The organism is Mycobacterium sp. THU-M104, assembly GCF_049197365.1.
Taxonomy (GTDB): Bacteria; Actinomycetota; Actinomycetes; order Mycobacteriales; family Mycobacteriaceae; genus Mycobacterium.
Genome location: NZ_JBMIOP010000034.1, coordinates 1 through 11,282, shown reverse-complemented (window position 1 = coordinate 11,282; position 11,282 = coordinate 1). Strand labels below are relative to the sequence as shown.

The 11,282-nt window shown below is 68.9% G+C and carries 12 protein-coding genes; 4 read left to right on the top strand and 8 right to left on the bottom strand.

Annotated features, from left to right (window positions below; all coding sequences use genetic code 11):
• Both ACOJVU_RS03300 and ACOJVU_RS03295 read right to left on the bottom strand, forming a co-directional pair.
• Positions 1-1,300, bottom strand: a 1,300-nt coding sequence (locus ACOJVU_RS03300; protein WP_421528470.1) for a DUF222 domain-containing protein, incomplete at its 3' end; no start/stop codon positions are given.
• A gap of 109 nt (positions 1,301-1,409) precedes the next feature.
• Positions 1,410-2,621 carry an alpha/beta hydrolase family protein gene (locus tag ACOJVU_RS03295; protein ID WP_421528469.1) on the bottom strand — a complete coding sequence of 404 codons (1,212 nt, stop codon included), beginning with the start codon at positions 2,619-2,621 and terminating at the stop codon, positions 1,410-1,412.
• Positions 2,622-2,719: 98 nt separating this feature from the next.
• Here ACOJVU_RS03295 and ACOJVU_RS03290 point away from each other — a divergent pair, with 98 nt between their 5' ends.
• Positions 2,720-3,505: a trans-aconitate 2-methyltransferase gene (locus ACOJVU_RS03290; protein WP_421528468.1), complete on the top strand. Its 786-nt coding sequence runs from the start codon at positions 2,720-2,722 to the stop codon at positions 3,503-3,505.
• On the opposite strand, the gene stf0 is transcribed toward ACOJVU_RS03290, so the two are convergent.
• The 4 genes from stf0 to ACOJVU_RS03270 form a co-directional block, all read right to left on the bottom strand.
• Entirely contained in the window at positions 3,494-4,297 is an 804-nt protein-coding gene (gene stf0, locus ACOJVU_RS03285) for a trehalose 2-sulfotransferase (RefSeq protein ID WP_421528467.1), read from the bottom strand. The genes ACOJVU_RS03290 and stf0 overlap by 12 nt on opposite strands.
• Entirely contained in the window at positions 4,270-5,607 is a 1,338-nt protein-coding gene (locus tag ACOJVU_RS03280) for a sulfatase (protein WP_421528466.1), read from the bottom strand. The genes stf0 and ACOJVU_RS03280 overlap by 28 nt, the downstream gene beginning before the upstream one ends.
• A gap of 100 nt (positions 5,608-5,707) precedes the next feature.
• Positions 5,708-6,382, bottom strand: a complete 675-nt coding sequence (gene bluB, locus ACOJVU_RS03275) for a 5,6-dimethylbenzimidazole synthase (protein WP_421528465.1) — start codon at positions 6,380-6,382, stop codon at positions 5,708-5,710.
• Positions 6,379-6,519 (bottom strand): hypothetical protein, encoded by a 141-nt coding sequence (locus tag ACOJVU_RS03270; RefSeq protein ID WP_421528464.1) that lies wholly within the window; start codon positions 6,517-6,519, stop codon positions 6,379-6,381. The genes bluB and ACOJVU_RS03270 overlap by 4 nt, the downstream gene beginning before the upstream one ends.
• Before the next feature lie 113 nt (positions 6,520-6,632).
• Between ACOJVU_RS03270 and ACOJVU_RS03265 the strand changes: the two genes are divergently transcribed.
• Positions 6,633-7,298 carry a L,D-transpeptidase family protein gene (locus tag ACOJVU_RS03265; RefSeq protein ID WP_421528463.1) on the top strand — a complete coding sequence of 222 codons (666 nt, stop codon included), beginning with the start codon at positions 6,633-6,635 and terminating at the stop codon, positions 7,296-7,298.
• A 34-nt stretch (positions 7,299-7,332) separates the two neighbouring features.
• Here ACOJVU_RS03265 and ACOJVU_RS03260 read toward each other — a convergent pair whose 3' ends face one another.
• Positions 7,333-7,821 (bottom strand): nuclear transport factor 2 family protein, encoded by a 489-nt coding sequence (locus tag ACOJVU_RS03260; RefSeq protein ID WP_421528462.1) that lies wholly within the window; start codon positions 7,819-7,821, stop codon positions 7,333-7,335.
• On the bottom strand, positions 7,808-8,461 hold the full coding sequence (locus ACOJVU_RS03255; RefSeq protein ID WP_421528461.1) for a TetR/AcrR family transcriptional regulator: 654 nt from the start codon (positions 8,459-8,461) through the stop codon (positions 7,808-7,810). The genes ACOJVU_RS03260 and ACOJVU_RS03255 overlap by 14 nt, the downstream gene beginning before the upstream one ends.
• A 38-nt stretch (positions 8,462-8,499) precedes the next feature.
• Here ACOJVU_RS03255 and ACOJVU_RS03250 point away from each other — a divergent pair, with 38 nt between their 5' ends.
• Positions 8,500-9,726 carry a hypothetical protein gene (locus ACOJVU_RS03250; protein ID WP_421528460.1) on the top strand — a complete coding sequence of 409 codons (1,227 nt, stop codon included), beginning with the start codon at positions 8,500-8,502 and terminating at the stop codon, positions 9,724-9,726.
• A gap of 160 nt (positions 9,727-9,886) precedes the next feature.
• Positions 9,887-11,282, top strand: a 1,396-nt coding sequence (locus ACOJVU_RS03245; RefSeq protein ID WP_421528459.1) for an Hsp70 family protein, incomplete at its 3' end; no start/stop codon positions are given.

Here is an 11,282-nt window from a genome sequence, read left to right as displayed (position 1 = left end):
AGGTCCACACGATGACCCCGTCGGGGTGCTGCCGATCGCGCCAGCCCGTCCAAAAAGTTTTCAGCAAATGATGTTTTGTGCAAAGGCATTTGAGGTTGGACGGGTGCGTCGGCCCGAGCGGGTAGGGAATCGTGTGGTCGATCTCGGCAAATTCGGCGGGCCGATCGCAGCCGGGGAACCGGCAGGTCAGGTCCCGGCAGCGGATGAACCGCTGCAGCGCGGCGGACGGGCGGTAACCCGGCTCGGGCGGGCCGACGCCGGGATGACGCACCGGCCGGACCTGCGCGCCGCGGCGGATCAGCTCGGCCAGGACCGGAGCCGGCAGTACCGCGCCACCGGCGATGAGGGCGGCGGGCGGCCTGGGGCCGGCCGGTACGTCGGGTTCGGGATCCTGGGCCAGCGCCTCGGCCAGGGTTGTCTGCGCGGTGAGGGGCGGCGGCGCCACTTCGCCGGACAGGTGCGGGTCGGGTGGTGTGTCGAGCGCCGCCGCATCGGCCAGCACGTGGATGACCACGGCGGTGGCCCGTGCGTCGGGCCCGGCGGCCGGGCACTGATCGTTGCCGCAGTCACAGGCCAGCCGCTCGGCGCCGGCGGCCAGGGCGCCCAGGGCGTCGGCGCGGCGCTGGGCGACGGTGCGCGGGTCGTCGGCGCAGACGCCGTGGGCGAGCTGTGAGAGCCGACGCTCGAGCACGGCCGCGTCGGTGGCGAACATGGCTCCCCACAGGCTCGCGATGCCCGACTGGTCTTCCGGAGGGGTGATCACCACGTCGCGGCCGCGGGCGCCGGCGCGGATGCGCCGCAACGCCGCGGGATCATGCCGGTCGACGACGGCGTCGATGGCCTGGGCGGTCTTGGACACCGACATCGGCCCGAACCGGGCCGCGTCGGCGGCCAGGGTGGCATCGACCAATGCCAGGATCTCGGGGTCCTTGATCAGGTCGGTGTGCCACACGATCGTCGAGGCCAGCCGGGCGCCGATCAGACCGTCGGCGAACAGGGCCCCCACCTTCGGCAGGCGCTCGCGCAGCGCCATGCCGAGATACATCTGCCCCGACGCCATGGCGTGGCTGATGCCCTGGACGGCGGCCACCTCAGCGGCCAGCGCGTCCCAGTTGTCGCACGACCAGTGGGCACGCGTGGTGTCGCCGCCGGCGTGGCGGGACACGAACTCGGCGACGGCAGCCAGCCGACGGGCCGCCGCCACCGCCTCGGCGTGCGCGGCGGTACCGATGGCGTCCACGACCACCGCATCGTCGGCGTCGCGCAACGACGCCGCTTCCGACACCCGGACATCGCACATGTGTTCGAATCTAGCGCGGATGTGTGACGGGGAGAGTCGCGCCAAGCCGAACCTGTGGACAAAGCCCGGACTGTGGATGACGTCGACGGGCGAGAACGGGCGAGAACGGCTAGAACATCACTGGCCGCAGAAAACGCGTCATCCGGCGCAGATAGTCCAGCTGGTTCACGTGCAGGACGTGACTGCCCGGGAACCAGTGCAGCGCGCAGCGGTCCCAGTGCTCCCACAGCATCACGGCCTGCTCCGGCGGCGCCATCCGGTCACCGAGGCCGGTGATGAGCATGCGACGGTCCCTGGGCACCAGCGGTCGGTAGTTCAACGGGCAGTGATACGCCAGGCCCGCCGCGAGCTCGTCGCTGCCGATGCCCGACAGGCGCAGCCCCAACCCGACGAGTTTGTTTGCCGGGAACCAGGTTTCGAACATCGTCGCGGGGGTGACGACCGGGCAGTTGGGGATGACGGCTTCGAGTCGGTCGTCGACGGAGGCGACCAGCGCGCAGGTGTACCCGCCCAGCGAGATGCCGGTCAGCGCGATGCGGTCCACGCCGGTGTGTCGCAGGTAGCCGAGGATGGAACGGAAGTCATGCACGGCCTGGGCCATCGCCTCGGCGAAGCCGCCGAGCCCACTCGAGAAATAGCCGAAACCGCTGAACGGCGAGAACCGTCCGCGCCGTTTGCCGTGAAACGGCAGCGTGTACATCAGCACGTCGTAGCCGGCCCGGTGATACCACGGCAGTGAGAAGAACCGCCCGTTGGCCAGGTACGAAGAGCCCATGAAGCCGTGGATCACGCACAGTGTGGGACGCGGCCCGTCATGGTGGCGCCAGTGCTGCGCGCGCACGATGTTGTTGGTGTGCAACGTATTCCACCGAGCGCGCATACTCGGGTTGATTGCGGTGAAGCTGCTGGGGAACGCGATGTCCTCGACCGTGCCGCCGGCGATCCGTTCGGCGACCGAGTGCCCCGGGTGCGACCGGACGCGGGGCACCCCGGTGGGCGCCGGGAACGACTTCGCCGGGTCTCGTTCGGCGGCCAGCGCGGCATAGAAGCTCAGGTTGGCGCGTTCGTCGTGGGACTCGGCCCGGCGCACCGCGGCGGAGACCGCCACCGGCCCCGCGGTGGCGGCCAGCAGGGACGCGACCCAGGTGCGCAGGGCGAGATCGCCGAGAGCCGAGGACTTGACCACCAAGCGCTCACGCGGAGAGAGCGCCGAAAGGGGCGGCAGTACCGCGGCACCGGCCGGCACGTCCGCACCCTCCAAGGCGCCCGGCCCATCCGGACCGGGGTGGGGGGGATCGGCCGGGGCCGTGTCGGATGTCACAACCGCCGATGGTATCCGCCCCCTCCGGGGACGCGCGGAAACGGCGTACGGTAATACGGTTTGCCGAAGGCCGACGAGCGAGACTCAGGAGGACCGGTATGTGGGATCCCGACGTCTACCTGGCTTTCGCCGACCACCGCGGCCGCCCGTTCTACGACCTGCTCGCCCGGGTCGGGCCCGAACGCGCACGCCGTGTGGTCGATCTCGGGTGCGGACCGGGAAGCCTGACGGCCCATCTGGCCAGACGCTGGCCGGCCGCGGTGATCGAGGCGATCGACAGCTCGCCGGAGATGGTCACCGCGGCGCGTGAACGCGGCATCGACGCCACCGTCGGTGATCTGCGCGACTGGAGACCCCGGCCCGACACCGATGTGGTGATCAGCAACGCCGCCCTGCACTGGGTGCCCGAGCACGCCGATCTGATGATGCGCTGGGTCACGGAACTGGCGCCTGGATCCTGGATCGGCGTCCAGATGCCCGGCAACTTCGAGTCGCCGTCGCATGCGGTGGTGCGGACGTTGGCGCGACGTGAGCCGTACGCAAAGGCGTTGCGCGACATTCCGTTTCGTGTCGGGGCTGTGGTCCAGCCGCCGACGCACTACGCGAACCTGCTGCTGGATGCCGGCTGCGAGGTCGACGTCTGGGAGACCACCTACCTGCACCAGCTCACCGGTGAGCATCCGGTGCTGGAGTGGATCACCGGCACCGTGCTGGTCCCGGTGCGCGAGCGGCTCGGCGACCAGGACTGGGAGCATTTCCGCCGGGAACTGATACCGCTGCTGGACGACGCCTATCCGGCCCGGGCCGACGGCATCACCGTCTTCCCGTTCCGCCGGGTGTTCATCGTCGCCGAGGTCGGGGCCGCGCGCCGCTCAGGTGGGTAGTCCCAGCCGGGGCGCCTCACCCCGGTAACGGTCGACCCACTCGTCGGATCGCACGTCGGCCTGGCGTTCGGTGATCGGCGCGTGCGCATGCCGCCGATCCTGCCCCAGTGCCTCCAGGATGTCGCCGACAACGGATGTCAGGTTGCGCCACAGCATCGGATACGCGAAGTCGATGTACTCGATATTCTCTTCGGCAAACCACGTGCGCCAGCCGTTCTGCTGCTCGCGCAGGATTCCTATCACGTGGGCGACGGCGCCGGCGTGATAGACAGCGCGCGCGTCGCGCTCGGGGTCTGCACGGCCCTGCCACACCTGGGTCTGCGCGGCGCGCCAGAAGGAGACCGCCTGCGACACCACGTCGGGCCGGTGCAGGTGCACGTACACGGGCTCGCTTCCGATCACATCACGGATCGCCGAGCACAGGCCGTCACCGGAGCGGTCCGGCAGCAGCGCTGCGCGCCGGAGCAATTGTTCGGCCTGGTTCCACATCAGCTTGCCGCCCCAGACACCGTTGGGTGTGCGACCGGATCTTCGGATGTTTTCACGCCAGGCGACCGGCGGCGTGACGTCGGGGACACCGGGGACCAGTGGATCGAGCAGTTGCAGGATCGACTCGTCGGTGACGCCGGCAAACCACTCGCGCGGCTGCGGTGCCCTGCCGGTGCCGGGTAGGTACTGGAAGAACTCGTGCGGGTCCCCGGCGCAGCCCGTCGCGCGCAGCGACTCCATCAGCATGGTGCTGCCGGTGCGCTGGGTGGCCACGATCAGATACGAGGTGGTGGGAGCGGACATCGCTGTCGGGACGCCTCGAGCCTGCGCATCATCACGAGTTTTCCGGCGAAGTCGGAGGGGATCACGTCTCCGGTCTGCTGGCGCCAATCGTTGAGGCGCAGCGCCAATTCGGCTGCGATGGTCTCGACTTCGCCAAAGTCGCCGGACAGCAGGTCGGTGGTCTCGGCGGGGTCGCTGCGCAGGTCATAGAGTTCGCGCTCGGGACGCGCACCCGCAACGAACGCCGCGAACGCCGCTCCCGACGGGCTCTCCTTGATGTCCAGCGGCAGGTCGACCAGTGGCCGGGGCGCGTAGTTCTCGATGTAGCTGTGGTCCTTGGTGCGGATCGCGCGGATCGGGTCGAACGAGTCGTGATAGGTCTTGCTGGTGAACACATGGTCCCGGACCGGTGTAGTGGGCGGGTCCGGCGCGAGCAAGGCCGCCGCGTGTGACAGGCCGTCGACGTCGTCGGGAACGTCGAGACCCAGCAGGCCCAGCAGCGTCGGCACCAGGTCGACGCCGCTGAACAATTCGTCGTAGACGCGGGGACCCGTGACGCGCCCGGTGGGTGGGCGCACGATCATCGCGATGCCGGTTCCGGCGTCGTAGAGCGTCGATTTCGCCCGAGGGAAGGCGGGGCCGTGGTCGGTGAAGAACACCACCCAGGTGCGCTCGTCGAGGCCGCTCTCGGCCAAGTCGTCCAGCAGTCGTCCGGCCGCGGCGTCGGCCACGGCGATGGCCCCATGGAAGGCGGCGACGTCGCCGCGGACCTCGGGGGTGTCGGGCAGGTAGCCGGGCGGGTCCACGGTATCCGGGTCGGCTGGCGGGTAGCGGTCGGCCGGGTAGGGGCGGTGCGCTTCGAAAAAGCCGGCGGTCAGTAGGAAGGGTTGGGCCGCAGCGCTTTCGGCCTGGTGTCGTAGCCATTGCCCGGCCCGTTCCACCACGTGGTCGCAGTAGGGGTCCGACACGTCGACCTCGTCGAAGCCCAGCCGTCGCGGGTGCGAAGTTTCGTGCTGCATGCCGAACAGTGCTGAGCGCCAGCCGAATCCGGCCAGGATCTGCGGAAGTGTGCGGACCCCGGACCGGTACTCCCAGCCGTGGTGGGCCAGGCCCGCGAGTCCGTTCGTCTGCGGGTAGCGACCCGTGAACAGTGAACCTCGCGACGGCGAGCACTGCGGCGCGGTGGCATGGGCCCGGGTGAAAAGGATGCCTTCGGCGGCAAGCCGGTCCAGTCGTGGGCTGGAGACGTCGCGGTGTCCGTAAGCGCCCAGTTGGCGTCCGAGATCGTGACAGTGCACGATCAGGACGTTGTCGCGCTGCCCGTCCGCCACGTGTGTGCCGCCCCTTCTGGTTGCGTTCCGTCGGCGACGATACCCCCTGCCCGGCACCGAGCCTGCGGCCTGCGTCGGCAAACCGCCGAAACGGATTCGCTCAGTGGGTTTTCGGTGAGTCGGCGGCCAGCCGATCCCAGTGATTCTCGCTGACGAACTCCGACAACGGTCGCGCGAAGGCCCAGCCGTCCAGTTCCAGGGCGGGCCGATCGGGGAACTCCGGCACCGGGCCCAGGCAAAGGATGGCAACCGGCTCGGCCCCGGCGGGCATTGTCAGGAGGTCCGCCAACCGTTGCGGATCGAACAGGGACACCCACCCCAGGCCGAGGCCTTCGGACCGGGCGGCCAGCCACAGGTTCTGGATGGCGCAGGCCACCGAAGCAAGGTCCATCTGCGGCAGGGTCCGGCGGCCGAACACGTGTCGTTCCCGGTCCTCGCACAGTGCCACGACGAACAATTCGGCGCAGTCGAGGATGCCCTCGACCTTCAGCTCGAGGAATTCCCCACCCCGCTCGCCCAGGGCGGCGGCGGTCAGCGTGCGCTCCTCGTCGACGAGCGCATGGATGCGGCGCCGCAGGGAGTCGTCGGTGATGCGGACGAAGCGCCAGGGCTGCATCAGCCCGACGCTGGGCGCGGCGTGGGCGGCCTGCAGCAAACGCACCAGCACTTCTTCGGGCACCACGCCGCCACGGGTGAAGCGGCGCATGTCCCGCCGCTCCGAGATCACCCGGTACACCGCCCTCCGTTCGTGCGCGCTGAACGCCCCGTCGGTCATGGGCTGCAGGTGACGCCACCGGCCCGGACGATGCATTCGGCCGGGACGGCCGGTTCGTGGTGCCGTGACTGTGCGCCGCGGAACCCGTCGCCGAACAGCTCGCCGGTGCCGAACAACATCCGGATGAACACCGCCATGACGCCAGTATGACCCGTGCGGCCGGGGACGGACTCGCGGCGCCCGGATCACGCGACCGTGATCCAAACGGGGCTCAACTTTTACTTGACGACGCGGTTTGCGTGCCCCGACGATGGGTGGCATGCGCCTGTTGGCTGTGCTGTGTGCTGCGGCGTGCACGGTGTTCGGGTCGCTGTGGCTCGCCCCGAGCGGTGGTGCCGCCACCGACCCCTGGTTCGCGAAAGCGGTCGGCAATGCCACCCAGGTGGTGTCGGTGGTGAGCACCGGAGGTTCCACGGCGCAGATGGACATCTATCAGCGCACCACCGCCGGATGGCAGCCGCTGCGGAACGGGATCGGAACCCACGTCGGTTCGGCGGGGATGGCACCGCAGGCCAAAAGCGGCGTGCCGGCCACTCCGATGGGCGTCTACACCTTGGACTCGGCCTTCGGTACCGCGCCGAATCCCGGTGGGGGGCTGCCGTACACGCAGGTCGTCGGACCCAATTACTGGTGGAGCGGCGACGACCACAGCCCCACCTTCAACTCGATGCAGGTCTGCCAGAAGTCGCAGTGCCCGTTCAGCACAGCCGAGAGCGAGAACCTGAACATCCCGCAGTACAAGCACGCCGTCGTCATGGGCGTCAACAAGAACAAGACTCCCGGCGGCGGGGCGGCGTTCTTCTTCCACACCACCGACGGTGGCCCCACCGCGGGCTGCGTGGCGATCGACGACGCGACACTGGTGCAGGTCATCCGCTGGCTGCGGCCCGGCGCGGTGATCGCGATCGGCAAGTAGCGCCGCAGCGCCTGTGATCAGTCTGGCCTTGTGATCAGTCCAGGGCGCGACCGGGGGCGAGCTTGAAGTCCAAGCCCGCCAACGACATCGTCGCCTCGTAGGTGCGCTCGTAGCCGGTGGCGCTGATCTTCCAGCCTTCGTCGGTGCGCCGGTAGGTGTCGTGGTAGAAAGCCGCACCGATAAGCATGAAGTTGAAGTCGGCCACGATGACCCGGTCCTGCAGGTACCAGGTGCCCGACGCCTCGTCGCCGGACACGGTGATCTCGGGATGGGTCACCCGGTGTTCGGTGATCACCGCCGGCCCAAGGGATTTGCGCATGTAGTTCACCAGGTCGACGCGGTTGGTGAAGTGGTGCTCCGCGCCGACCGACGACCCGTAGTCGCCGATCACGTCGTCGGCCAGGGTGTCGGCGAAGTCGTCCCAGCGCTTGGTGTCCAGCGCACGCAGATATCGGTATTTGACCTGCTTGACGGCTTCGGTGTCGGCGAGCTCTTGGGGGATCATCAGGTCATTCCAGCACATCGGATGCACCACCGCCCGAGCGTTGCAGGTAATGCGTCACCATGTCGACCAGCGCGCGCCGCTCGGCGCGCCAGTCGACCGGTGCGCCGATGATCATCTGCACCAGGACCACACCCCGTAGCGCCGCCCAGATCACCTCGGCCACGCCGTCGTCGGCGGGGTCGTCGGTGATCAGCCGGCCGAGCCGAGCGATCGCGGAGTTCATCTCGAGCAGGTGGTGCCGCGAGGCCGCGTCCGGGCCGCCACGGGTGGCCCGAAGAATCTCCAGGGCCGCCGTCGAGGTGGGGCTGCTGTAGCAGGCCCATGCCGTGTCGACGACGACTTCGATGCGCTCGTTCAGCGGCAGGTCGCTGACGTCGGCCGACGACAGGCTGTCGATCAGTCTGGCGACCCCGTCGTCGACGACGGCCATCAGCAGGCCGTTGCGGTCCCCGAAGTGGTATTGGATGACCCCCCACGTCACGCCCGCGCGTTCGGCCACGTGCTTGGCTGTCGCCGCGGCGAAACCCTCCTCGACGATGCAGCGGACCGTCTCGTCGATGATCCTCGCCCGGGTATCGTCGCCGCGCTTGCGCGGTGCGCTGGTGCGCCGCGTGGGATTCGCCGAGTGGCCTGACTTCTGACCTGCGGAAATCGACATTGTTGACTATATAACATAGTCGAGTCTATTTTTGGTCGGTGCATCGCTCCCGGTACGCGCAGCTGTCCCGTCAGGAACTGGCCGTCCTGGTCCCCGAACTGCTGCTGATCGGGCAGCTGATCGACCGTTCCGGCATGGCCTGGTGCATCAACGCCTTCGGCCGCGACGAAATGGTGCAGATCGCGATCGAGGAGTGGGCGGGTGCCAGCCCCCTCTACACCAGGCGCATGCAGCGGGCGCTGGGCTACGAGGGCAACGACGTGCCCACCATCTTCAAGGGTCTGCAGCTCGACATCGGGGCCCCGCCGCAGTTCATGGACTTCCGCTACACGATCCACGACCGCTGGCACGGCGAATTCCACCTCGACCACTGCGGTGCGCTGCTCGACGTGGAGCCGATGGGCGAGAAGTACGTCTTCGGTATTTGCCACACGATCGAGGACCCGACGTTCGACGCCACCGCGGTGGCGACCAACCCGCGCGCGCAGGTCCGGCCCCTCCATCGGCCGCCGCGGCAGCCGGCGGACCGGCATCCGCACTGCGCGTGGACCGTCGTCATCGATGACTCTCATCCCGAGGCACGGGCCATCCCGGCCCTGGACGTTGTTCGCCAGACCAACGCCGCCATCTGGGAACTGGCGGCGATCGATCCCGCCGACGAGGGGCTGGCCGACTACACGGGGCCGGTGCTGGCCGACCTGGACTTCGGCGCCTTCTCGCACTCGGCGCTGGTGCGCATCGCCGACGAGGTGTGCGTGCAGATGCACCTGCTGTACCTGTCCTTCGCCCTCGCGGTGCGTGCACGGGCGAGCGACGATGCCCAGGCGGTCGACGTGTGCACCCGCGGCCTGGTCGGCATCGCCGGGCTGGCCGCCGAGCGTATTCACCGTGCGCTGCGACTCCCCGGCGGTGCCGAAGGAACCCTGCGGGTGCTCGAGCTGCATCCCCTGCTCAACCCCGCCGGCTACGTGCTGGCGCAGACACGGGGGGACGGGCTTTCGGTGCGGCCGTCGCCGGCCCATGACGACCGCGCCTGGATCGCGCTGTGTTCACCGGAGTCCGTGCAGCCGCTGCAGGCGATCGCCACCGCCATCGATCCGCGGCTGCGGGTCCGGGTGAGCGGCACGGTCACCGAGTGGACGGCGGAGTTCGTCGCCGGCGACACCCCCGCCGACGAGCTGCCGGAGGTCTCGGTGGCCAAGGTCAGCGGCGGATCGACGTTCGAGTTCCAGCCGAGGCGCTCGCTGCCCCTCACCGTGGTGTGAACCCCGACCGGGGGGACTTGTCAAGGGGTCTGCGGTACCACTTCGGTGACACAATGGCATCGCACGTATACCAATGACGTTGCAAGCCATCGTCTTTGGGCGTGTCTACGGCTAGGGTTAGCGCTGGCCATCGACCCCTGCAGCCGAAGGTGTTCGCTTTATGTACGACCCAGTCGGGTTGTCGATCGGGACCACGAACCTGGTCGCCGCGTGTAACGGAAGCCCGCCGCTTTCGCGGCGTGCCGTGCTGACGCTGTATCCGCACTGCGCGCCGAAAATCGGTCTGCCCGTTGAGGCTCCGCCACTGAGCGAGGCCGGCGTGCTGATGAGCGGATTTGTCGAGCGCATCGGTGACTCGGTGGCGCTGGTGTCCGCGGACGGCTCGGCGCACGATCCGGACCTGCTCATGGTCGAGGCGCTGGACGCGATGGTGCTGGCCGCCGGTGCAGACGCGTCGTCGTCGGAGATCTCGATCGCCGTTCCTTCGCATTGGAAACCGGCGACCGTGCAGGCGCTGCGCAACGGCCTGCGGACCCATGTGGGCTTCGTCCGAAGCGGCATGGCGCCGCGCGTGGTGTCCGACGCCGTCGCGGCGTTGACCGCGGCGAACGCCGAATTGTGTTTCGGGGCAACCGGGGTGGTCGGATTGCTCGACTTCGGCGCCAGTGGTACCTCAGCCACGCTGATGAACCTCGGCGATGAGTTCGAGCCGGTCAGCCCCACCATGCGTTTCCCGGAGTTCTCCGGTGACGAGATCGACCGGGCGTTGTTGCTGCAGGTATTCGAGGAACTCGGGCACGGCAGCGGTGTGGACCCGGCCAGCGCCACCGCGGTGGGTCAGCTGGGTCGGCTCCGGGAGCAGTGCCGCGCGGCCAAGGAGGCACTGTCCACCGAGACGGTGACCGAGATCGCCGCCGAGCTCGGCGGACGCCGGTGCACCATGCGGCTGACACGCGAGGAGCTGGGCGACCTCATACAGGATCGCCTGACGGGGTTGATCTATGCGCTCGATGACATGCTGGTTCGCAACAACAGGAGCTGGGCGGACCTTTCGGCGGTGGTGACCATCGGTGGCGCAGCAAGCATTCCGCTTGTCACGGAACGTCTTTCGGTGCACTCCCACAGGCCGGTCGTGTCGCCCTCGCAGCCCGCCTTCGCGGCGGCGTGCGGTGCGTTGATGCTGGCGTCTCGCGGTGCGGAACTCGACTTTCGCACGCGCACGTCCGTTGGCCTGCTCGCTGCCGCGGCGGACGCCTGCGAAGTCGTGGACCTGGGGTGCGGCGACGTTCTGGTGATCGACGATGAGGCCATGACGGACCGCGAATTGGCCTGGTCGCAAACCGACTACCCGGGCGACGTGCGGTTGCCGTACACGCCCGAGGCCTACGACGAGGACGGCCCCGCGGGCTGGTCGATGCGCCTCAACATGCTCGACGAGCCCATCACGCGGCCGCGGCGGCGGGTGCGGTTGTCCCAGTTGATCATCGGCGCCTGTGCGATGGTGGCAATGACGGCGATCGGTGGGGTGGCCTACACGCTGACGGGTATCGAGAACC

What these genes read in the sequence shown, in the direction of transcription:
- ACOJVU_RS03290 (WP_421528468.1), top strand. Translation starts at nt 2,720, where the DNA reads ATGTGGGATCCCGACGTCTACCTGGCTTTCGCCGACCACCGCGGCCGC.
- stf0 (WP_421528467.1), bottom strand. Translation starts at nt 4,297, where the DNA reads ATGTCCGCTCCCACCACCTCGTATCTGATCGTGGCCACCCAGCGCACC.
- bluB (WP_421528465.1), bottom strand. Translation starts at nt 6,382, where the DNA reads ATGACCGACGGGGCGTTCAGCGCGCACGAACGGAGGGCGGTGTACCGG.
- ACOJVU_RS03270 (WP_421528464.1), bottom strand. Translation starts at nt 6,519, where the DNA reads ATGGCGGTGTTCATCCGGATGTTGTTCGGCACCGGCGAGCTGTTCGGC.
- ACOJVU_RS03265 (WP_421528463.1), top strand. Translation starts at nt 6,633, where the DNA reads ATGGGTGGCATGCGCCTGTTGGCTGTGCTGTGTGCTGCGGCGTGCACG.
- ACOJVU_RS03260 (WP_421528462.1), bottom strand. Translation starts at nt 7,821, where the DNA reads ATGTGCTGGAATGACCTGATGATCCCCCAAGAGCTCGCCGACACCGAA.
- ACOJVU_RS03255 (WP_421528461.1), bottom strand. Translation starts at nt 8,461, where the DNA reads ATGTCGATTTCCGCAGGTCAGAAGTCAGGCCACTCGGCGAATCCCACG.